Source organism: Bacillus sp. CGMCC 1.16541 (assembly GCF_003184905.1).
Taxonomy (GTDB): domain Bacteria; phylum Bacillota; class Bacilli; order Bacillales; family Bacillaceae_H; genus Priestia.
The window spans coordinates 258,404-282,169 of the sequence record NZ_QFRU01000004.1; the positions used below are offsets into that span (position 1 = coordinate 258,404).

At 39.4% G+C, this 23,766-nt stretch carries 20 protein-coding genes; 6 read left to right on the top strand and 14 right to left on the bottom strand.

What is annotated here, in order from left to right; all coding sequences use genetic code 11:
- Positions 1-6: 6 nt before the first annotated feature.
- From DIS06_RS07645 to DIS06_RS07670, 6 genes are all read right to left on the bottom strand, one after another.
- Positions 7-639 carry a TetR/AcrR family transcriptional regulator gene (locus tag DIS06_RS07645; protein ID WP_110112650.1) on the bottom strand — a complete coding sequence of 211 codons (633 nt, stop codon included), beginning with the start codon at positions 637-639 and terminating at the stop codon, positions 7-9.
- 28 nt (positions 640-667) lie between these two features.
- On the bottom strand, positions 668-1,807 hold the full coding sequence (locus DIS06_RS07650; protein ID WP_110112735.1) for an acyl-CoA dehydrogenase: 1,140 nt from the start codon (positions 1,805-1,807) through the stop codon (positions 668-670).
- Positions 1,808-1,823: 16 nt separating this feature from the next.
- A complete protein-coding gene (locus DIS06_RS07655; protein ID WP_110112651.1) occupies positions 1,824-2,951 on the bottom strand; it encodes an acyl-CoA dehydrogenase in 1,128 nt (375 codons plus the stop codon).
- An 18-nt stretch (positions 2,952-2,969) separates the two neighbouring features.
- Positions 2,970-3,821, bottom strand: a complete 852-nt coding sequence (locus DIS06_RS07660; RefSeq protein WP_110112652.1) for a 3-hydroxybutyryl-CoA dehydrogenase — start codon at positions 3,819-3,821, stop codon at positions 2,970-2,972.
- Between the two features lie 21 nt (positions 3,822-3,842).
- Positions 3,843-5,024, bottom strand: a complete 1,182-nt coding sequence (locus DIS06_RS07665; protein ID WP_110112653.1) for an acetyl-CoA C-acetyltransferase — start codon at positions 5,022-5,024, stop codon at positions 3,843-3,845.
- 96 nt (positions 5,025-5,120) lie between these two features.
- Complete coding sequence (locus DIS06_RS07670; RefSeq protein WP_110112654.1) at positions 5,121-7,232, bottom strand: (Fe-S)-binding protein; 2,112 nt, start codon at positions 7,230-7,232, stop codon at positions 5,121-5,123.
- Between the two features lie 185 nt (positions 7,233-7,417).
- Between DIS06_RS07670 and cls the strand changes: the two genes are divergently transcribed.
- Positions 7,418-8,620 (top strand): cardiolipin synthase, encoded by a 1,203-nt coding sequence (cls, locus tag DIS06_RS07675; RefSeq protein ID WP_239421942.1) that lies wholly within the window; start codon positions 7,418-7,420, stop codon positions 8,618-8,620.
- Positions 8,621-8,735: 115 nt separating this feature from the next.
- The gene (gene uvsE / locus DIS06_RS07680) at positions 8,736-9,689 is read left to right on the top strand and encodes a UV DNA damage repair endonuclease UvsE (RefSeq protein ID WP_110112656.1); all 954 of its coding nucleotides are present in this window, start codon (positions 8,736-8,738) and stop codon (positions 9,687-9,689) included.
- A 92-nt stretch (positions 9,690-9,781) separates the two neighbouring features.
- Here the strand turns inward: uvsE and argS are convergent, their stop codons facing one another.
- The 3 genes from argS to DIS06_RS07695 form a co-directional block, all read right to left on the bottom strand.
- Complete coding sequence (argS, locus tag DIS06_RS07685) at positions 9,782-11,452, bottom strand: arginine--tRNA ligase (RefSeq protein ID WP_110112657.1); 1,671 nt, start codon at positions 11,450-11,452, stop codon at positions 9,782-9,784.
- Positions 11,453-11,456: 4 nt separating this feature from the next.
- Positions 11,457-11,888, bottom strand: coding sequence for a YwiB family protein (locus DIS06_RS07690; protein ID WP_110112658.1), 432 nt, complete (start codon positions 11,886-11,888; stop codon positions 11,457-11,459).
- 116 nt (positions 11,889-12,004) lie between these two features.
- The gene (locus DIS06_RS07695) at positions 12,005-14,041 is read right to left on the bottom strand and encodes a sigma-54 interaction domain-containing protein (protein ID WP_162595913.1); all 2,037 of its coding nucleotides are present in this window, start codon (positions 14,039-14,041) and stop codon (positions 12,005-12,007) included.
- A gap of 177 nt (positions 14,042-14,218) precedes the next feature.
- Between DIS06_RS07695 and yfcC the strand changes: the two genes are divergently transcribed.
- On the top strand, positions 14,219-15,733 hold the full coding sequence (gene yfcC, locus DIS06_RS07700; RefSeq protein WP_110112660.1) for a putative basic amino acid antiporter YfcC: 1,515 nt from the start codon (positions 14,219-14,221) through the stop codon (positions 15,731-15,733).
- Between the two features lie 38 nt (positions 15,734-15,771).
- Positions 15,772-16,941, top strand: coding sequence for a beta-aspartyl-peptidase (gene iadA, locus DIS06_RS07705; protein ID WP_110112661.1), 1,170 nt, complete (start codon positions 15,772-15,774; stop codon positions 16,939-16,941).
- A 483-nt stretch (positions 16,942-17,424) separates the two neighbouring features.
- Here the strand turns inward: iadA and speB are convergent, their stop codons facing one another.
- The gene (speB, locus tag DIS06_RS07710) at positions 17,425-18,294 is read right to left on the bottom strand and encodes an agmatinase (protein WP_110112662.1); all 870 of its coding nucleotides are present in this window, start codon (positions 18,292-18,294) and stop codon (positions 17,425-17,427) included.
- Between the two features lie 80 nt (positions 18,295-18,374).
- Positions 18,375-19,202, bottom strand: coding sequence for a polyamine aminopropyltransferase (gene speE / locus DIS06_RS07715; protein WP_110112663.1), 828 nt, complete (start codon positions 19,200-19,202; stop codon positions 18,375-18,377).
- A 193-nt stretch (positions 19,203-19,395) separates the two neighbouring features.
- On the opposite strand from speE, the gene DIS06_RS07720 reads away from it, so the two are divergent.
- Positions 19,396-21,468: a transglycosylase domain-containing protein gene (locus DIS06_RS07720; protein WP_110112664.1), complete on the top strand. Its 2,073-nt coding sequence runs from the start codon at positions 19,396-19,398 to the stop codon at positions 21,466-21,468.
- A 154-nt stretch (positions 21,469-21,622) separates the two neighbouring features.
- Here DIS06_RS07720 and DIS06_RS07725 read toward each other — a convergent pair whose 3' ends face one another.
- The gene (locus DIS06_RS07725) at positions 21,623-22,138 is read right to left on the bottom strand and encodes a YwhD family protein (RefSeq protein ID WP_110112665.1); all 516 of its coding nucleotides are present in this window, start codon (positions 22,136-22,138) and stop codon (positions 21,623-21,625) included.
- A complete protein-coding gene (locus DIS06_RS07730; protein WP_110112666.1) occupies positions 22,135-22,812 on the bottom strand; it encodes a site-2 protease family protein in 678 nt (225 codons plus the stop codon). The genes DIS06_RS07725 and DIS06_RS07730 overlap by 4 nt, the downstream gene beginning before the upstream one ends.
- A gap of 132 nt (positions 22,813-22,944) precedes the next feature.
- Between DIS06_RS07730 and DIS06_RS07735 the strand changes: the two genes are divergently transcribed.
- Positions 22,945-23,133 (top strand): 2-hydroxymuconate tautomerase, encoded by a 189-nt coding sequence (locus DIS06_RS07735; RefSeq protein ID WP_110112667.1) that lies wholly within the window; start codon positions 22,945-22,947, stop codon positions 23,131-23,133.
- Positions 23,134-23,230: 97 nt separating this feature from the next.
- Here the strand turns inward: DIS06_RS07735 and DIS06_RS07740 are convergent, their stop codons facing one another.
- Positions 23,231-23,761 (bottom strand): YwgA family protein, encoded by a 531-nt coding sequence (locus DIS06_RS07740; RefSeq protein ID WP_110112668.1) that lies wholly within the window; start codon positions 23,759-23,761, stop codon positions 23,231-23,233.
- Positions 23,762-23,766: the final 5 nt, after the last annotated feature.

Here is a 23,766-nt window from a genome sequence, read left to right on the forward strand (position 1 = left end):
CCCTTGTTAACACGTCGTTTGACGCGAGAAATCTTGTAATAAAAATTTGATTTGCATCTTTGTGTATTCTTCAAGACTATATAGACGATGCAAAGCCCATCTCCTAAACGCCCACATTTGACCTTGAACAAAAATATGATGAGCCAGCAATTGAATTTCTTTTTCTGTTAACGAACACTCATGATTTAGAACACAACCTTGAATAATCGTTTCAAACATACCGACCATCTCAACTTCTTTATTTAAGACGTAGGGCAGTGCATCTTTTGATAACGACTTTGCCTCTTGGTACATGACAAGGACCTCATCTTGTAACTCATCCACTACCTTGAAATAGTTTTCAATTGCTTTCTCTAAATTTCTTAAGGTGTATTGCTCTGTATGAATGGCCTGTTCTAAGCGTTGGCGAACTTGGTCATAGATACTGTCACAAACAAGGTAGAGGACATCCTCTTTCGTTTGAATATACTCGTATAAGGTACCAATGCTAAAACCTGAAGACTTCGCAATTTCTCTTGTCGTTGTACGATGAAACCCTTTTTCTTTAAAAAGATTTACCGCTCCTTTGACCATTTCATTACGTCGTTTCTCTATTAAACGCTCATCTTTGACAGAAGCCGGTACTTCTCGTTTCTTCAAACCCTCCACCTCATTTAACAGCTAAATTTTACTTTCCTAAATATCTAGAAATCACAAGACGTTGAATTTCTTGTGTTCCTTCATAAATCTGAGTGATTTTTGCATCACGCATAAAGCGCTCAACAGGATAGTCTTTTGTATAGCCATAGCCACCAAATACTTGAACCGCTTCTGTTGTGACTTTCATGGCTGCATCCCCTGCATAAAGCTTCGACATCGCAGATTCTTTACCGTAAGGAAGACCTTCTGATTCTAACCAAGCTGCTTGGTACGTTAATAAACGTGCCGCTTCAATGCTTGTCGCCATATCCGCTAATTTAAAGGCAATTCCTTGTTGCGCAATAATCGGCTTGCCAAATTGATGACGCTCTTTCGCATAAGCCACGGCCGCATCAAGCGCTCCTTGTGCAATCCCAACGGCCTGAGCAGCAATGCCGTTGCGGCCGCCGTCTAAAGTCATCATGGCTACCTTAAAGCCGTCGCCTTCTTCACCTAACACGTTTTCTTTCGGCACTCGGCAATCTTCAAACATAATTTCTGTCGTTGGTGATGAGCGAATACCAAGTTTGCTTTCTTTCTTCCCAACTGAAAAACCTTTCATGTCTTTGTCAACGATAAATGCAGTCGTTCCACGTTGTTTCTGATTTGGATCTGTCAATGCAAAGACAACATAGAAATCAGCAATTCCACCATTCGTGATAAAGATTTTTGACCCATTTAAAATGTAATCATCGCCATCTTTTTTAGCTGTTGTGCGTAGGCCACCCGCATCTGAACCAGAACCTGGCTCTGTTAAGCCATATCCTCCAATGCTTTTTCCTTGTGCCATCGGTTTTAAATACTTTTGCTTTTGCTCTTCTGTACCAAATTTGTAAATCGGCCAACCTGCTAATGACGTATGAGCAGATAACGTTACCCCTGTTGATGCACAGACACGTGATAACTCTTCAACCGCAATACAATAAGCCAAGTAATCGCTTCCAATTCCGCCGTACTGTTCAGGCCAAGGAATACCAGTTAGTCCGAGGTCTGCCATTTTATCAAAAATGTCACGATCGAATCTCTCTTCTTCATCACGCTCTGCCGCTGTTGGTTCTACTTCATTTTTTGCAAAGTCTCTCACCATTTTACGAATCATTTCATGCTCTTCTGATAGTTTAAAATACATAATTTCATCCCCCGTTTTATAAATGTTTACTAATGACAATTCGTTGAATTTCACTTGTACCTTCGTAAATCTCACACACTTTAGCGTCACGGAAATAACGCTCAACTGGGTAGTCTTTCGTATAACCGTAACCTCCAAATACTTGAATGGCTTCTGTCGTCACATTCATAGCCGTGTGTGAGGCGAATAATTTTGCCATCGATGCTTGCTTACCACATGGCATGTTGTTTGCACGTAAATAAGCAGCTTGATAGGTTAATAGTTTTGCAGCTTCTACACTTGTTGCCATATCAGCTAACTTAAAGGCAATTCCTTGTTGCCTTGAAATTGGTTTTCCAAATTGATGCCGCTCTTCTGCGTATTGCGTCGCTTTCGTTAAAGCTGCCTCAGCAATGCCTAACGACTGTGCGGCAATTCCAATTCTTCCAACGTCTAAGTTCGCCATCGCGATTTTGAACCCTTCGCCTTCTTCTCCTAAACGGTTTTCAAGCGGAACACGTACATCTTCTAAAGTAATTTGAACCGTTCTTGAACCATATAAGCCCATTTTTTGTTCGTCTTTTCCAATGTGGAAACCAGCCATTTCTTTTTCAACAATAAACGCAGTAACCCCTTTACTGCCTAACTCTGCGTTTGTTGTAGCAAAGACGATATACGTATCCGCTTCGCCCCCATTTGTAATGAAGACTTTTGAGCCATTTAAGATATACGCATCATCTTCTTTACGCGCTCTAGTTTTTAAGCTTGCTGCGTCTGATCCTGCTTGTGGTTCAGTTAAACAAAACGCTCCTAAATACTCCCCAGTCGCTAGTTTAGGTACGTACTTTTGTTTTTGTTGCTCTGTTCCAAAGTACAAAATAGGATTCGTGCCAACTGATGTATGAACCGATAAAATCACTCCGACTGTCGCACTTACTTTTGAGATCTCATGAATCGCAATGATATAAGATAAAAAGTCCATGCCAGAACCGCCATACTCTTCTGATACTGGAATTCCCATCAACCCTAGTTCACCCATTTTTTTCAAGATGTCACGTGGAAACTGTCCCTGTTCCATCTTTTCAACAAACGGTTCAATTTCATTTATGGCAAAGTCTCTTACCATTGTTTGCATCATCTTTTGTTCTTCTGTTAATGGAATCATGTTGTCCCCCCTAAGAGATTAGTCGTATTGATAAAAGCCTCTGCCTGTTTTCTTTCCTAACCAACCTGCTTTTACGTATTTACGCAAAAGTGGACATGGTCGGTATTTATCATCGCCAAATCCTTCGTGAAGTGTTTCCATAATATACAGACACGTATCAAGCCCAATAAAATCAGCAAGCGTCAACGGCCCCATCGGATGGTTCATTCCAAGTTTCATGACATCGTCAATGGCTTCTTTCGTTGCTACCCCTTCGTACAATGTATAGATTGCTTCGTTAATCATTGGCATTAAAATACGATTTGAAACGAAGCCTGGAAAGTCATTTACCTCAACTGGAACTTTATTTAAGACGTTCGTTGTATCATAAATCGCTTGATACACATCATCACTCGTTGCTAACCCACGAATAATCTCTACTAGTTTCATAACAGGAACTGGATTCATAAAGTGCATGCCAATGACTTGTTCTGGTCTGTTTGTTGCAGCTGCAATTTCTGTAATTGGTAACGAAGATGTATTTGATGCTAAAATGGTATGTGCAGGCGCTAGTTCGTCTAACTTTGCAAACAACTTCGTTTTCACATCCATGTTTTCAACAATGGCTTCAACGACTAAATCCACTTCTTTTACTGCTTCTACTTCCACAGTTGGCTGTAAACGACTTAAGATTTGATCTCGGTCATCACTTGATAACTTTCCTTTTTCTACTTGTCGGTTTAAATTTTTTTCAATCGTGTTCATCCCACGCTGTAAAAAATCTTCTTGTAAGTCTTGAAGTTTCACTTCATATCCAGCCATTGCAAACACTTGTGCAATACCAGACCCCATTTGTCCTGCCCCTATAACCATTACTTTTTTTATGTTCATATTCATCCCCCTGTTTCTCTCTTAATCTACTTGAATCATAATCGCGTCACCTTGGCCGCCACCGCTACAGATCGATGCAATGCCAATGCCGCCGCCACGACGCTTCAGCTCATGAATGAGTGTGACAATGATACGTGCACCACTTGCGCCAATTGGATGTCCAAGTGCTACAGCTCCACCGTTTACATTAACTTTCCCCTCTGGAATATCTGCTAACTTCATACTAATTAAGGCTACAGCCGCAAACGCTTCGTTAATCTCAAAAAGGTCAATATCTGCGACTGTTTTACCTGTTTTCTCTAATAGTTTTGTAATGACAAGTCCTGGTGTTTTCGGGAAGTCTTTCGGCTCTCCTGCTAACGATGCATGACCTAAAATAGTCGCAAGTGGCTTTTTGCCTTCTTTTAATGCTCGTTCTTCACTCATTAAAACAAGCGCCGCCGCTCCGTCGTTTACTCCTGGCGCGTTCCCTGCCGTAATGGTTCCAGATTGACCAAACACTGGTCGAAGGGTCGATAACTTTTCAATCGATGTATCTTTTCTTGGTGCTTCGTCTTTTGACACAACAAGTGGCTCACCTTTACGCTGTGGCACTTTCACGTCCACAATTTCATCACGAAATTTTCCTTCTTCATGAGCCGCCACCGCCAGTTGATGACTACGAAACGCCCATTGATCTTGCGCTTCTCTTGAGATATCCATTTCCTTTGAAATATCATTGCCGTACGTACCCATTTGCACGCCTGTAAAGCTACATGTTAAGCCATCATGAATCATTAAATCTTTCACAGCACCGTCGCCCATTCGTAGTCCCCAACGAGCTTTCGGAAGCATATAAGGTGCATTGCTCATTGATTCCATACCACCTGCAACAATCACCTCTTCATCTCCAGCTCGAATCACTTGATCAGCAATCGTGACACTACGTAGTCCAGATGCACACACTTTGTTAATGGTCTCTGTTTTTACATGTGAAGGAAGACCTGCGTAATGACTCGCTTGGTGCGAAGGAATTTGACCTTGTCCTCCTTGTAGCACACACCCCATTAATACCTCTTCCACTGCTTCTTTCGCAACACCAGCTCGGTTTAGTGCTTCTTCAATGGCAATTCCACCTAGTTCAGCTGCTTTTAGTGAACTGATACTTCCCCCTAATTTTCCAAACGGTGTACGGACACCACTTAAAATCACTGTTCGACTCATACCAAATTCCTCCCCTATGATTTTGACTGAACGCTCGCTCGACACCATCTAAAGACAAAAGGAAATAGTGCATACGCACCTATTTCCTTTCAACGATTAAGACACTAATTCTTGTTGTGTACCGAATACGGCTTTTTCTAGAAGCTCTGCTACATCGTATGTGGATACTTGCTCTTCAACTTCTTTTGCTTTTGTTCCATCACTTAACATTGTTAAGCAATACGGACATCCTGCACTAATGACACTTGGATTAACTGCTAATGCTTGCTCTGTGCGTGCAACATTCACACGTTGACCTGTGGTTTCTTCTGTCCACATTAAGCCCCCACCTGCTCCACAACACATGCCTGTTTCACGCTTACGTTCCATTTCGACGAGCTTGACACCCGGAATGGATTTTAAAATCTCACGTGGTGGGTCATACACTTCGTTATAGCGACCTAAATAACAAGAGTCATGGAAGGTAATCGTTTCGTTTACTTCAAATGTTGGCTTCAACTTGCCTTCTTTCACAAGCTGATCTAATAGTTCCGTATGATGATAGACTTCTGCTTCTAAACCAAAGTCTGGGTATTCATTTTTAAAGATGTTGTATGCGTGGGGATCAATCGTGACAATTTTCTTCACATCATTTTTTGCAAACTCTTCAATATTCTTTGTTGCAAGCTCTTGAAATAGGAATTCGTTTCCTAAGCGACGCGGTGTGTCTCCTGAGTTTTTCTCTTTATTACCGAGAATCGCAAATTTCACGTCAGCTTCGTTTAATAGTTTCGCGAAAGATAGTGCAATCTTTTGACTGCGATTGTCATATGAACCCATTGAACCGACCCAGAATAAATACTCAAATTCTCCGCCAGCTTTACTCATTTCTTTTACCGTTGGAACATGCACATCTTCACGTGCTTCACGCCAAGTTTCACGCTCTTTACGGTTTAATCCCCACGGGTTACCTTGACGCTCAATATTTGTCATTGCACGCTGAGCATCTGCGTCCATTTTCCCTTCTGTTAAAACAAGGAAACGACGTAGATCAATAATTTTATCAACGTGTTCATTCATAACTGGACATTGATCTTCACAGTTACGACATGTTGTACATGCCCAAATTTCTTCTTCTGTGATAACATCACCAATTAAAGAAGGATTGTACTCAGTTGTCGCAGCTGCTTCAACACTTCCGCTACCAGCAGCCATCATAGCTAGCTGATTTCCTTTTGTGTTTGCAAATGCATATGTTGGTACCCAAGGAGCTTTTGATGTAACGACTGCTCCTTTTTCAGTTAAGTGATCACGCAGTTTAACAATTAAATCCATCGGTGATAGGATTTTTCCTGTACCTGTGGCAGGACACATGTTTGTACATCGTCCACATTCTACACAAGCATACAGGTCAATTAATTGCGATTGCGTAAAATCTTCAATTTTCCCAACACCGAAAGATTCTTGAGATTCATCTTCAAAATCAATCTTTTCAAGCTTTCCAGGATTGGATAAGCGAGTAAAAAAGACGTTTGCTGGACCTGCAATTAAATGTGCGTGCTTTGATTGTGGTACATACACTAAAAATGCAAGCAAAACTAGTAAGTGAATCCACCATGATACATAGAACAAAGCAATGGCAACTGTTTCATTGATGCCACCTAATAGGAAAGCAAAAGCAGATGCAACAGGCTCTGTCCACGTTAAGCTATGTTCATGCCAAATGATTGACATTCCATTTCCAAATAAGACGGATAACATTAATGAACCAATGAAGATTAAAACAAGTCCGGATTTAAAGCCCCTTTTTAAACGAACTAATTTTTCAACATAACGACGGTGAAATGCCCAAATAACAGCAACTAAGATGGTGAGTGTGACAATCTCTTGGAAGAAAGTAAATGCAGGATATAACGGGCCTAATGGTAAGTGAGCCCCTGGAATAAGTCCTTTTAAAATAAAATCAATGGCACCGAATTGTACAAGGATGAAGCCGTAAAAGAACATGACATGCATAATGCCACTCTTTTTATCTTTCAATAACTTCTTTTGTCCAAAAACGTTCACCCAAACTTTATCAAGACGCTCTTTAAATTTGCGGTCAAACTCCACTTTCTTTCCTAACTGAATATACGCAATACGGGTTTTGATCAGGTACACAAACAACGATAATGCGTAAGCGGTTACAATTAGGAATAAGACGAGGTTGATCCATACTAAAACATCCACGCTGAAAACTCCTTTCATCCTCATTATAGTCGGCTCTTAGGTGTTTGACTATAATAAATTTTCAGATAATATTGTTAGTTTTATTGTAATTATGAATGAGCATTCAGTCAACAGGTTTTTTTACTTCTTTTCATATTCTTGGTAAAGAAGGTGAAACTAATAAAAAGAAAAAGGAGGAGTTACATTTGTTAGCTACTCTCGTGATGATTTTGCTCTTTATCATTCTTATCGCTTGGTTTGCACTCGATTTTTCACTTGGAAAAAAAGCACACCTGAAACAGCAAAAAGAACAAACCTTTTCTAAGCATGATGCACATATTCAATTGTTTACAAATGGGACCGATCTTTTTAAAGATTTGTTTGCACAAATCGAGCAAGCCGATCACTATATCCACATTGAGTTTTACATTATTAAACGAGACAACATTAGTCAGCAGTTTTTTGAGCTTTTAGAGAAAAAAGCAAGTGAAGGTGTGGAAGTTCGGCTATTGATTGATCGCATCGGAAGTTTAAAAGTACGAAAAAAAGATATTTCTTCTTTAAAAACGCATGGCGTTCAATTTTCCTACAGCCAAATGCCTCGCTTGCCTTTTTTGTTTTATACCATCAACTCAAGAAATCACCGAAAAATCTCTATCATTGACGGGAAAGCAGGATACGTTGGTGGATTTAACATTGGGCAAGAATACTTAGGGCTTGACCCTACATTGGGGAAGTGGAAAGACTATCATCTAAAACTTCATGGGTTGATTGTAAATGACTTGCAACAACAATTTTTAACAGATTGGAAAGCAAATACAAAAAATGATTTACTTCATGAATCAAGGTATTTTTCAGCTAAGCCCACAGGTACGGCAACCGTTCAACTGAAAGCAACTGAAGGAAATACATTAGAACGAGATTTTTTAGTGCTCGTTCAAAAAGCAGAGCGTGAACTTCTTATTGGTACCCCTTATTTTATTCCCAGTGAAAAGTTATTTGATGAACTATTAAAAGCGGTAAAACGCGGGGTGAAAGTAAGTGTGTTAATTCCAATGCGAGCCGATCACCCCTTTGTACGTGATGCAGCTTTTGCTTATATTCCTACACTTTTAAGAGCAGGTGGGTTCGTGTACGAATATTATTACGGTTTCTATCATGCAAAGGTGATCATTGTTGATGATAAGATTTGTGACATTGGTACAGGAAACTTTGATCGACGGAGTTTATTCTTAAACCAAGAAGTGAATTGTTACATTTATGACCCAGCATTTATTCGCCAAGCAAAAGAAACATTCTACAAGAGCTTAGAAGACTCAAAACAGCTAAAGATAAAAGATTTGGAGAAACGAACAAGAATTGATCAGTTAAAACAAGCTGTTGCAACATTCATCTCTCCTCTTTTGTAACAAGGTTAAGGGTTTTGCTGTAAGAGATCGTAAAAGAGAGTGGTTGCGCCCAACTTAAGCTTTTAATTAAGAACTCTAGTTAGAAAATAACCTAACACAAAGAAAGGATTTCTACATGGATATTCGATTTGGCTATGTGTCTCACGCTCTGTCACTTTGGGATTGCTCTCCGGCTAAAACACTCACGTTTACAAGATGGAGCAAAATGGACAAAGAAGAGCGAACTAATAAATTACTGGACGTGACTAGACAAAATTTACACCATACAAAACGAGCTTTACATTTTAATATTGCACACGAAATTCACCTTTATCGCCTATCTTCTTCACTTGTCCCACTCGCTACTCATCCCGAAGCACAGTGGGATTATGTTTCGGCTTTTAGAGATGAATGGAGAGAGCTTGGAGAGTTAATTAAAAAACACCACCTCCGTGTCAGCTTTCACCCTAATCAATTCACTCTGTTTACAAGTGATAAAAAGCATATTACTGAAAATGCAGTCGTTGATATGACCTATCACTATGACATGTTAGAATCGATGGGCGTGGCAGATCAATCCCTTATTAATATCCACGTAGGAGGTGCATATGGGAACAAAACAACAGCGATTGAACGATTTCACCACAACATTCAAAAGCTTCCGTTACCTATTAAAAAACGGATGACACTTGAAAATGATGATAAAACGTACACCACAGAAGAAACACTAGCCGTTTGTGAAGCAGAAAAAATTCCGCTTCTTTTTGATTATCATCACCATCAAGCCAATCCTTGCGAAACACCTTTAGAAACGCTACTTCCAAAGATATTCGCAACATGGAAACACATTGGACTAAAACCAAAAGTACATCTCTCTTCTCCTAAGTCTGAACAAGCTTTTCGTAGTCATGCCGATTATGTTTCTTTTGAGTTTATTCATCCGTTTCTTGAAATGGCTAAAGAATTAAATCAAGATTTCGATGTGATGATTGAAGCAAAATTAAAAGATAAGGCGTTGTTAAAGCTAGTAGAAGACATTACGAAAGTACGCGGTGTGAAGCGAATTGGTGGGGCTACCATTCGCTATTAAAAAAACCGAGTCAAATGGGACAAAAAAGCATCCCTATTGACTCGGCCTTCAAATTTCCTTTACTTTCCTTTATTACCTGATGTTCTATCTTCTTACATTTTTTCTGGTGCAGATACACCAATTAGTTTTAATGCATTTTGAAGAGTAATTTGCACAGACTTAATTAGAGCTAAGCGAGCTTTACTTTTTTCCACGTTCTCGCTATCTAATACCTTTTCAGCATTATAGAAGCTATGAAGCGCTGAAGCAAGATCAAACACATAGTTTGTAATACGGTGTGGAATACGTTTTGTTGCAGCTTCTGCTACTGCTGCAGGGAACTCTCCCACTTTCTTTAATAGATCCATTTCTTTTTCGGCACTAATATGGCTTAATACGAAGTCGTTATCTAGAGAAATACCCATTTCCTCACCTTGACGTAAGATACTGCAAATACGAGCATGTGCATATTGTGCATAATAAACTGGGTTCTCATTTGATTGAGATACGGCTAGGTCTAAGTCAAAGTCCATGTGCGTATCACCACTGCGCATTGCAAAGAAGTAACGTGTTGCATCCAATCCTACTTCTTCAATTAAATCACGCATTGTCACAGCTTTACCTGTACGCTTACTCATCTTCATTTTTTCACCATTTTGATAAAGTTGTACCATTTGAATGATTTCAACTTCAAGCGTATCTTTTTCGTATCCAAGCGCTTGAATTGCTGCTTTCATACGTGGAATGTAACCATGGTGATCAGCACCCCAGATGTTAATTAACTTGGTAAACCCACGCTTAATTTTATCTTGGTGATATGCAATATCTGGTGTTAAATACGTATAAGAACCATCGTTTTTAATTAATACGCGGTCTTTATCGTCGCCAAATGTTGTTGAGCGGAACCAAGTTGCACCTTCTTCTTCAAAAATATGGTCTTGCTCACGTAACGTTGAAAGTGCTTCTTCAATTTTTCCGTTTTTATAAAGAGACGTTTCTGAATACCAAACATCAAATTTCACACGAAACTCTTCTAAGTCGCGCTTCAATTTTTCCATCTCGTACTCTAGTCCGTATTGACGGAAAAACGCTAAACGCTCTTCTTCTGATACATTTGCATAGTGGTCACCGTGTTGATTTGCTAGCTCTTTTCCAATGTTAATAATATCTTCACCGTGATACCCATCTTCAGGCATTGCTTGCTCTTTACCTAATGCTTGCATGTAGCGAGCTTCAACTGATTTGGCTAAGTTGTTAATTTGGTTTCCAGCATCGTTGATGTAGTATTCACGTGACACATCGTATCCTGCTTTTGCCAAGACGTTACAAAGTGAGTCTCCCACAGCCGCTCCGCGCGCATGACCTAAGTGTAAGTCTCCTGTAGGATTCGCCGATACAAACTCTACTTGTACTTTTTCACCGTTTCCTGTGTTTGTTTCTCCATACGCTTCACCTGCGTCTAGAATCGTTGGAATAAGGCCTGTTAAGTATGAGTTGTTCATATAAAAGTTAATAAATCCTGGGCCAGCAATTTCAATCTTTTCAATCGATGCTTTTGTTTTATCAAAGTGACTAACGAGCTCTTCTGCAATCATACGAGGAGCTTTCTTTGCCACACGAGCTAATTGCATCGCCATATTTGTTGAATAGTCACCGTGCGCTTTATCTTTTGGTGTTTCTAAAATGACATCTGGAATTTCTTCTTCTTTCGCCAGTCCTGCATTTAAAACCGCTTGTTTCACTTCTTCTTTTAGGTTCAATTGAACTTTTTCCACTATATTCATGACGTTACGCCTCCTTAAAAGTGATTGTTAACGCGTATTTACCTGCATAATCTCCTTGCATATGTAAATCATACGTCATAAACAATCTTCCTTTTTTATTCATTTGTTTATATTCAATGTTATGGGCAAGTGTCTCCATGTCCATACGCCCAAACGGACTGATGTATGTACTCCCTAAGGACTCTTTCTTTCGAAACACTTGTTTCATTTTGACAGCACCAGATCGTGTTACACTCACTTCTTCTTGCGCTACTTTTACAATCGTTTGGATCTCACCAACTTCTTGCTTTTCTTTATACAGTAAGTAGATGGTTTCACCTTTTTTATAATACATTCCTTTTGCATCCATCGCCGTTGTTTCTTTACGATGACCATCTCGAATGTCTGTGACAATACGAATATGAACGGACTTCTTTTCTGATGAATCATGTTCCATCAAAAAACACTCCTTATTAAACAATTCAGTTTACCTATATGGTTATAACCTAACTAGTATAAACATTCTAGAACAAGAATTCAACAAGCTGTCAATGTAAACATGATTAGTTTCTCTTACCTGTTTTCTTGTAGCGATTGCAAGAAACTAATTCCTTGTATCGTAATCTTCGTTCCAGCCCTTCCTCTTCCCTTCGTAACAAGTGACTGCTGTTCTAGTAAATCAAGGCGATGTCTAATTTGCTGATCAGTTAAGAAGTGCTGAGTACGCGCCAGTTCTTCCACAATGATTCTTCGACTTGCCGTTTGCCCCTCTTCATTGTAGCGTCTTACAATGTCTAGAATAAGCCCATACTCTTTTTTCTCCATTAGCGTTAAATGAGATTGTTTCACATGAAACACATCTTCTACTGAATGCGTAATAGACGACCAGTTTTTAGGGATGTCTCGCAGCGTTAACCGCTCTCCATCACAAACCGTCAACATGTAATCAATTGTATTTTTTAATTCACGAATATTCCCTTCCCATTTATGTTGAATAAGCATATCCATGACTACATGTTCTATTTCAACTGTTTGATTGCTTTGACTCATAAAATGCTCGACCAATAATGGAATATCTGACTTCCTTTCTGTTAAACTCGGAAGCTGAAGGCTTAATACATTTAAGCGATAGTAGAGATCAGAACGAAACTCTCCTTTTAAAATCTTTGCTTGTAAGTCTTTATTCGTGGCGGCAATGACCCTTACATTAATCGGGATTAGCTTTTCTCCACCAATTCTTCTTACTTCTTTTTCTTGTAATACACGAAGCAATCGTGCTTGTAAGTTTGGACTGATATCACCAATTTCGTCTAAGAAAATGGTACCACCATCAGCCAATTCAAATAACCCTCTCTTTCCACCTCTTTGCGCACCGGTAAATGCTCCTTCTTCATACCCAAACAGTTCACTTTCTAGTAACGTTTCCGTAATCGCACTACAGTTCACTGCTAAAAAAGCGCCGCTATTTCGAAACGACGAATGGTGCATAGCATGAGCAAATAGCTCTTTCCCTGTCCCAGTCTCCCCTTGAATTAAGACTGGGAGTTCTGATTGAGCGAGCTTCCTGGCAATTTTCTTCGTTTCTTTGATGGTAGGATGAGAACCGATGATATGAGTAAATTGATATTTCGCAACAAGCCCACTTTTTAATTGTTCTTTCTTTACTTTCTTTTCAATTTCAATGGCTTGATTGACATTTTTAATTGTCACGACAACCGTTTTTTCTTGTTCAAGCTCTAGCGGATGCACAACGACATCAATCCCATTAATCGTAAATAAACCATCTTCTCCTTGCTTTCTTTGAATAAACGCCACAACGTCTTTTTGGATTCTTAACTCTTCTAGTCTTTTACCAATGACTTCTTGCTGAGGAAGACCAAATACTTTCGCTGCAAATTCGTTATAAACGGTTACTTCTTTCTTTTCGTTTAATGCAAAAACTCCTTCATCTACAGCATTTACCACGTTCTCTAGATGTAGACGTAACTTATCTGCTTGTTTTTCTGCATACAAGAGCTTTTGGTTTAAATGAATAAAGCTTTGGATGTAACGCTGTGACACCACAGTTGCAATGTACGTTAGCGAATAATGATTAACGAGCTTTAAAATAGTGGACACATCTAATAACCGCACTCCAATATCGACTTTCTGAGGAATATACTTTGGAATAATATTCATCTCACCAGGAGTGATAGCAATTTCAATATCGTTGTAATAGCGTTTGTTTGAATCATAAGGAATGTAGTCTAGGTGCTGCAAGCCAATTTCAAGAAGTGTGTCAATGAGCTCTAGAGCCGTTTCCTTAAAATCGTTCACAACTAACACTCTTTTTCCTTTTTCAAGCTTTAATAATTTATCTAGCTGTTCATGATTGACCGTACGATTCGCCACCATGACGTTCGATTGCGTAGATAATCGTTCTTTCACTTCATGTAGAACATGATTAGATGACAACAAAATGGTATCTCCATCAATCTTACTCGGCACCCCTTCGTCTACTGCAAAACTATGAATATGTAAAAACTCTCCCATTAAATGATGCAGTTGCTTCGTTAATGCATCTTTTGTTTCAATGGTACCTGCAATTAATGTCAACGAATGCTTTCTCATGTTGAACCTCCCCCTAATTGGTTCTATTATAACAACCAAAAGAACCTCATTTACATCCAATTCACAAAAAAGATTTCTAAAAAAACTGATAATAACAATTTGAGTATGTTGGCACACTTCTTGCATGTATGATGTAGTAGATAAATAAAAAGCAAAAGTAGAGAGGGGATACCAGTTATGAAAGAAGAGCAAAAAAAGCAACCGAAAGCGATTTCAATGCCACACACTTTTGTCATTATCTTTTTTGTTGTACTATTTGCAGCTTTACTTACTTATTTAGTACCAAAAGGGATGTTCCAAACAGAGGAAATTACGTATTCCGATCAGGGAAGCGAAGTCACCAAAACCGTTCTGGTTCCTGACAGCTTTGAATACGAAACAGATGATAGCGGAAATGCTGTTAAAGAAGGGGTCAGTTTATTCGAACCGTTTGGTGAAGTTGGTATTTTAAACTATGTGTTTGAAGGTCTTGTATCAGGAGATAAATGGGGATCTGCCGTTGGAGTAGTTGCCTTTATTTTAATTATTGGTGGAGCGTTTGGTATCGTGATGCAAACGAGAGCCATTGACCATGGTTTGCTATCAATGATTGATAAAACAAAAGGAAAAGAAATCTTATTAATTCCATTAATGTTCTTTCTCTTCTCACTTGGTGGAGCTGTATTTGGAATGGGAGAAGAAGCGATTGCATTTGCGATGATTCTTGTACCGATTGTGATTCGACTTGGTTATGACGCGATTACAGGGGTTATGATTACGTACGTTGCCACTCAAATTGGATTCGCCGCATCTTGGATGAATCCATTCGGTGTCGCCATTGCTCAAGGTGTTGCGGGAGTACCGGTTTTATCGGGTGCGCCTTTTCGTATCGTCATGTGGATTGTCTTCACAGCAGTAGGTGTTGCCTATACAATGTGGTATGCTTCAAAAATTCGTAAAGACCCTACAAAATCATTAGCATACAGCACGAGCGAATACTTCAAGAAACAACAAGACAAAGAAGAATTAAAAGCAGATTTTAGATTAGGGCATAGCTTAGTTGTCCTCACACTTGTACTCGGGATTGTATGGATTGTATGGGGAGTTGTCAAACATGCTTATTATATCCCGGAAATTGCTACACAGTTCTTTATCATCGGGTTTATCGCTGGTATTATCGGAGTTATCTTCAAGTTAAATAACATGACAGTAAACAGCATTGCAGAAAGCTTCACACAAGGTGCAAAAGATTTGTTACCTGCAGCATTAGTGGTCGGTATGGCAAAGGGAATTGTGTTAATTTTAGGTGGCGACTCACCTGATGCTCCTTCTGTATTAAACACGATTTTATATCATGCAGGTGGCTTAACAGACAACATGCCAGCCGCTTTATCAGCTTGGTTTATGTTAACATTCCAATCCATTTTTAACTTCTTTGTTGTATCAGGTTCAGGTCAAGCCGCTCTCACAATGCCTTTAATGGCTCCATTAGCGGACGTAGCAGGAGTGACGCGCCAAGTAGCCGTTCTTGCCTTCCAATTAGGTGACGGTTTAACAAACATTATCGTTCCAACGTCAGCAGCATTAATGGGAACGTTAGGTGCAGCTCGTATCGACTGGGGAACTTGGTTTAAGTTTATTTTTAAGTTTCAAATCTTATTGTTCGTTCTTTCTAGTATTTTTGTTATTATCGGTGCTTTAATCGCATTCTAAGAGCGACACGTTCAATTTCGGTAAAGGGAGTTCTAGATATGCTTACATTAATTAAAAACGCAGAAATATATAGCCCAGACTATCTTGGTAAAAAGGATGTGCTCGTGGTATCAGATAAAATTGGATACATTCGTGATTCCATCCAAATCGATGAAACACTCGTAGCAGAAACCATTGATGCTGAAGGAAAACTTTTATTTCCTGGCTTTATTGATTCACATGTTCATATTATGGGAGGTGGCGGTGAAGGAAGTTATAAAACCCGCACTCCTGAAATGATGCTTACAGATGCGACCACATCTGGAATTACAACTGTAGTTGGTGTCATTGGGACAGATGGTACAACACGCACAATGAGTGCCCTTCTTGCAAAAGCTCGCGGGTTAGACGAAGAAGGGATTACATGCTATGTGCATACAGGAAGCTACCAAGTACCTGTGAAAACTCTCACTGGAAAGATTGAAGATGACTTAATTTTAATTGATAAAATTATTGGAACAGGCGAAATTGCCATTAGTGATCATCGCTCTTCGCAACCAACTGTTGAAGAAATGGCGAAAATTGCTTCTGCTACTCGAATCGGAGGCATGTTGTCCGGAAAAGCCGGCATTGTCAATGTTCATTTAGGAGATAGTCATTCGAAGCTATCACTGTTAGAAGAAGTCGTCGAAACGACGGATATTCCCATTCGCACGTTTCACCCTACTCACATTAACCGCAACCCTTACTTATTTGAAGCAGGGATTGAATTTGCGAAAAAAGGTGGGTATGTGGATTTCACAACCAGTACCATCCCACGCTTTTTAGAGATGGGCGAAGTAAAATGTAGCGAAGGGTTAAAACGAATGCTAGACGCAGGAGTAGCGATTGAGCAAATCACTTTTACATCTGACGGTCAAGCAAGCTTACCTGACTTTGACGAAAAAGGTGAGCTACTAGGTCTTCAAATCGGGCGAGTATCTTCGCTTTATCGCGAAGTAAAAGACGCTATCCTAGAGGAACACGTACCAATCGAAACAGCTATCCGCGTCATCACAGCAAACCCTGCCCAGTTATTAAAACTACATCAAAAAGGTAGAGTTCAAACAGGTAGAGATGCAGATCTAGTGCTAGTGGATAAAAACACACTCGAAATTGACACTGTTTTTGCTAAAGGTATCTGCATGGTGAAAGAAAAAGAAGCTCTTATCAAAGGGACATTTGAATAACAAAAACAAAACAGAGGTAAGCGCGCTTACCTCTGTTTTGTTTTTATAAGCTAAAAGGCTCCGCTATCTTCTTTCTACACAGCCTTACCTGCATAAACTAAACAACCTCCACCAAACTTAAAAAACCCTCTTAACCTTGCCACCCAGACCTCCTCGAACACTCCCCAAAAGGTCCACATATGCGATGGATGCCAACCCCGCAAGGGGGGCATCTATCGCTTAGGTCTAGCAAAAAAGGGCATAACAGCTCTTCCGTTATTCCCTTTCTTTCTAAATCCATCTATACACATCTCCACATCAACTGAATAACCTCACCAAACTAAAAAACCACTCTCAACCTGCCACCCAGACCTCCTCGAACACTCCCTAAAAGGTCCACCCAAGCGATGGATGCCACCCCCGCAAGGGGGGCATCCATCGCTTGGGTCTAGCAAAAAAGGACATCACAGCCCTTCCGTGATGTCCTTTTTTGCTAGATCAATCCTACACCCAGCCTAGGATCATTTCGCGGATTAACTTACTAGCCGTATTCGCTGTTTGCTCAGACGGATCATAAATTGGTGCTACTTCTACTAAATCTGCTCCCACTACATTCACATCTGAATGAGCAATCGCATGAATTGACGCAAGCAACTCTTTTGATGTGATGCCTCCACAGTCAACTGTACCTGTACCAGGTGCATGCGCAGGGTCTAATACATCAATATCAATCGTCACATATACAGGACGACCTGCTAATTGAGGCAATACTTCTTTTAATGGCTCTAGCACTTCAAATTTTGAAATGCGCATGCCATTTTCTTTCGCCCATTTAAACTCTTCTTTCATACCTGAGCGAATACCAAATGAATATACATTTTTAGGACCAATTAATTCAGCAATTTTACGAATAGGAGTTGAATGAGATAAAGGCTCTCCTTCATACTCTTCACGTAAGTCTGTATGAGCGTCCATATGGATAATTGCTAAATCTGGGTACTTTTTATACATAGCTTTCATTACTGGCCAAGATACTAAGTGCTCTCCACCCATCCCTAGAGGGAATTTCCCTGCAGCTAATAATTGATCAATGTACTCTTCAATCATATCTAAGCTGCGTTGTGCATTTCCGAATGGTAGTGGAATGTCACCTGCATCAAAGTATTTTACTTCTTCTAATTCACGATCTAAATACGCACTGTATTCTTCTAAACCAATTGACACTTCACGAATACGTGTTGGGCCAAAGCGAGAACCGGGTCGGTAACTTACTGTCCAGTCCATCGGCATGCCATATAATACCGCTTCACTTTCTTCAAAGCTTGGATGGCTTTTAATGAACACATTTCCTGAATAAGCTTCATCAAAACGCATGGTGAAATCCTCCTTGTCTATACACATGAAACATGACAGAAGTGAACGTACTTCTGCCTTGTTTCATGATGAGTCGTTTATTATTTAATTAAATCAGATACAAATTTAGGTAGAGCAAAGCAAGCTTTGTGTAGTTCTGGCGTGTAATACTTTGTATCAATATCAAAGAAGCGCTCGCTGCTTACTTCTAATGGATCGTGCTTTTTAGAGCCGATTGTAAATGTCCACATGCCACTTGGGTATGTTGGGATGTTTGCGATATAAAGACGTGTCATTGGGAAAATTTCTTTTACGTCACGTTGTACGTTTGTAATAAGCTCTGGTGTGAACCAAGGATTATCTGTTTGCGCAACAAAAATACCGTCTTCTTTTAATGCTTTAGAGATTCCTGCATAGAACCCTTTTGTAAATAAGTTAACAGCTGGTCCAACAGGTTCTGTTGAGTCAACCATAATCACATCATACTCATTTTCACTTTGTGCAATGTGCATGAAACCGTCATCTACTTTTACTTCTACACGTGGATCTTCTAACTTACCTGCAATTTCAGGTAAGTATTTCTTTGAGTACTCAATTACTTTTCCATCAATCTCAACTAGTGTCGCTTTTTTCACACTTGGGTGCTTTAATACTTCACGAATAACTCCACCGTCTCCGCCCCCTACTACAAGGACGTTTTCAGGATTAGGGTGTGTAAACAAAGGCACGTGTGCAACCATTTCATGATACACAAACTCATCTTTTTGTGTTGTCATAACCATGCCGTCTAACACTAACATGTTACCAAACTCTTCTGTTTCAATCATATCTAATTTTTGAAACTCAGTTTGCTCTGTATGTAAAGTACGTTTAATTTTTGCCGTAATACCGAAATTCTTCGTTTGTTTTTCAGTGAACCATAATTCCATTTGTGTTCTTCCCTTCTATTTTGTATTAGACCTATCCATAGATTACCCTAACATAATTTATACAAACATGAAAAAAGTATAGAGGAATCTAGCAAAAATGCAAGTAAATTTTTTAATATTTATATGAATGACGTTTAAAAAAGTAGTTTCCATTTCATACTGTTGAAGAGTGAATAACAGGACGGTGAAAACGATGGAAGCTGTACGAATTGAACAACTAAAACGAGCACGTAAATATTTGCGCATGATAGCCGTTATTGCCTTTATCCTATTAATCTTCTTTCTTTTTATCGTGGCAAGCATTTTTCTTTACGCCAAAATACAAGGTCCTCCCCCTCTCACTGTTCCTCAGACAGCTATCTTTTATACAGATGATGGGGAAGAGGTCCTCGATGAAGTTCATCACGGTGAAAAACGATATTGGATTCCCATCGATGAGATCTCTCCATTTCTTTTACAAGCAACATTAGCGGTTGAAGATAAGAGATTTTATCAACATCATGGTTTTGATTACAAACGAATTGCCGGTGCAGTGCTCGCAGATATAAAAGCGATGTCGAAAGTACAAGGTGCTAGTACAATCACACAGCAATACGCGCGAAATTTATTTTTAGAGCATGACAAAACATGGAAACGCAAACTTGAAGAAGCGTTCTATGCGATACGTTTAGAAGCAAATTATGATAAAAATCGCATTTTAGAAGGTTACTTAAATACAATCTACTACGGACACGGAGCTTACGGCATTGAAGCAGCCTCTAAAACTTATTTTGGCAAATCAGCAAGTGAACTAACACTAAGCGAAGCAACACTATTAGCAGGGATACCAAAGGGACCTAGTTACTATTCTCCTCTTGTTCATTTTGATCATGCGAAAACTCGTCAGGGTATTATTTTAACCATGATGATAGAAGATGGATTCATCTCAAAAGAACAAGCAGATCAGGCCCACAACAAAAATATCACCTTTGCTTCAGCACCTCTTGACACGAAGGAACCAATCGCTCCTTACTTTGTAGCTGCTGCGATGTCACAGTTAAAAGACGAACTTCAGATTGACGAAACGATGATTAAAACAAAAGGGTTAAGAGTCTACACAACCCTGAATCCAAAGCTACAAAAAATTGCAGAAGAGAAAATGCATGACACCATTGCAAAAGAGTCTTCCATTCAAGCTGCTTTTGTCGCCATGAACCCTAACAATGGAGAAGTAAAAGCATTAATTGGTGGGAGAGATTACGAAGAAAGTCCATTTAACCGAGCGACGCAGGCGGTTCGACAGCCTGGTTCAACGATGAAGCCATTACTGTACTATGCAGCACTCGAAGACGGGTTTACCCCTTCAACCTTAATGAGAAGTGAACGTACGACGTTTACGTTTGATGACGGGGTATCTACCTATACGCCTAGTAACTTTAATCACTACTACGCAAAAGGGCCGATCACACTCGCACAAGCTATTGCTTTATCAGATAATGTGTATGCGGTGAAAACCCACCTATTTATTGGTCAAAACCGTTTAATTGAGGCAGCGAAAGAAATGGGTATTACCACTGCGCTAAAACCTGTCCCTTCCCTTGCTTTAGGAACATCTCCAGTCAAAGTGATTGAAATGGTGAATGCGTATAGCATTTTGGCAAATGGAGGAAAAGAAGTTAAGCCAACATTTATTACAAAAGTAGAAACCTATGATGGAGACTTATTGTATGAAGCAAAGAACGAAAAAAAGCAAATTCTAGATGAAGACCTTTCATCTGTGATGACTCACTTAATGACTGGCATGTTTGATGAAAGTTTAAATGGCTACACAACCATTACAGGAAAACCCATTTTAAAGTACACTTCTCGTCCTTATGCCGGTAAGTCTGGTACGACGGCTACGGATAGTTGGATGATTGGCTATTCTAATGAATTAGTATCAGGGGTTTGGACAGGTTACGACAAAGGAAAGTCGATTGACTCGGTGCCAGAACGCTCTTACGCGAAGAAAATGTGGGTCACATTTATGGAAGAAGCATTGCGTGACCAACCTGCTTCTTCATTTGAGTTACCTAAAGGTGTAAAGAAAGCGGAAATTAACCCAGAAAACGGCTTATTAGCGACAGAAAATTGTCCAATCAAACATACCGCTTATTACCTTAGTGGCACAGAACCCACTGAACAATGTACGGCCCATTTGCACAACAATGACGAAGTCACTCCAAGTAAAAAAGAATTACCACACCAACCAAAATGGTACAAACGATGGTTGCCTTGGTTCAATTAGAAAAGCCGAAGGGAAAGTTCCCCTTCGGCTTTTCTAGTGTCCTAGTTCTATAAAATATCCATAATTATTTTAAGTTTACTTATTTTGTGAGAAAACCTCAAGTAGCTAAAAGACAACCGTCACAATTTAGACACATTTCGTTCGTTTTTTTCGATTACTTATCTAATAAATCTTCTTTCAATTTCGTTTCAGAAGCATCCCACATGTTCGGGTTGTGTCCTTTTAAAAATTCTTTTAAAACGTGCTTTGATGTTTCATCCATATGGTCTACCATGATGTGGCGTTTTAGTGATTTATCCATTTTGTTTACATGTTCTGGCAAAGATTTGTATCCTCTACGGATTTCGCGGTCTACCGTCATTTCACATGCCGTGACACCTGCATAATAAGGCCCTTCTTCTCTGCGATCAATCGTTACCCACACAAGCCAGTACAATTTGCCGTTTGGTACTTCTTCTTTGTTTGGAAGAAATTTAATTCCTTTTTCCACAACACTACGCGCATGCATCGCACCGATGTCGACAAATGCTTCCTTTTCTGCCGGATCAACAAATACAGGAGAGATGTTATCTAAACTTAACGCACCAACACCAAATCCTCCATGTCCATCTGTTGGATCATTTTTAATAATATTAAAACCAATGTTTTTCTTTTTTGGTTGATCTGTCATAATAATCCTCCTATCGTTACGTGTATGATTGGATCTAGTAATTGTTCAAACATCGTCATAAAAAATTGGACTCCGACGTTATAGATGGGTGCAATGATGTAATTGCTAAGTGGCGTAATCGCAATAACAAGGAAAATGAGAATACCCCATGATTCGTACTGCGTCATTTTCGCCCGAAGATCTGCTGGCATTAAATCCTCAATAATACGATACCCATCTAAAGGCGGAAATGGCAACAAGTTAAATAAAAACAACACAATGTTAATGACAATGAACATATTAAAGAACTCATATAGCCATTGACTTGTTCCTGCATCAACACCAAAGCGAATACATAAATACCAAATTACCATTCCTAGAAAAGCGAGTATAAAATTGCTGATTGGCCCTGCAATTGAAACAAGAATGCCTGCTAAACGCGGATTTTTAAAGAAGAAACGGTTTACAGGAACAGGACGTGCCCACCCAAACCCCGCAATGATAATTAAAAGTGTTCCAAACGGGTCGAGATGAGAGAGCGGAGAAAGTGTCAAACGCCCTTGATTCTTAGCCGTTGGATCACCAAATTTATACGCAACATAGGCATGTGCAAACTCATGAAATGTAAAAGCAATTAACAAGGTAATCACGACATAAGGAATGGTTGAAAGAGGAAACGCTAAAAATTGATCCACATCATAACTCCTTTATTTTTGTTTTCACTGTCTTACAAGTATACTATAGATGTAGAGATGAAACACGTTCGCATTGTGCTGTGAACCTAGTTATCTTTACAGTAGATTTTATGAATGAAAGGAGCGATTTTAATGCCTTATGTAACCGTTAAAATGCTTGAAGGGCGTACAGAAGATCAAAAACGAGCGCTTGTTGAGAAAGTAACAGCAGCTGTTTCTGAAACAACAGGTGCACCTTCTGAGAAAATTGCAGTATTTATCGAAGAAATGTCTAAAAACCACTATGGTGTAGGTGGGAAGCGCCTAAGCGACCAAGAATAGGTGTACATAACACTAACAAAGATGGTAAGAGCGACCTCAGAATTCAGCGTTCAACGTATAAGGTCGCTCTCCACCTTTTCAAAAAGCATAAATACGATTAGTGAATGAACCTCTCTGTCCCTTGAATGGTCATCGTTTTTCTCAGTTCTTCAATATAGTCATATGCTTCTTCAATGTCTTCTTCTGTATAACGCTGCTTGCTTTTTAGCGTAAATACCTTTTCTTTTACTTCTTCTTTTGATAAATCTTCAAAGTACAGCACAGTCGATACGAGCTCAAGAAACTTAGAGCTTCGGTCATTCATGTTCGTCATACAACCTTCTAGATTGGGTAACTCTAGCTCATAGTGGCTAAGAAACCCCTTCCCCTCTTCTGTTAAGTTATAACGATATTGCATGTAGCCGCCCTTTTTCTCTTTTACTTCACTTAAAAATCCTAAGTTACACAGTTCTTCAATACGAAGTGTTAATTCTTCAGAATACGGTCCGAAAAAGTGAAAATTGTACTTTTCATAAAAAGGAAACCTCAGTTTTTTTGCAATAAAAATCATTTTTTGCAGCTTTTTTCGCCCCACAACTTCTCCAGCTGCCGCAAATACCTTTACAATTTTTGCATGATCGTTCAGCAAAGCCC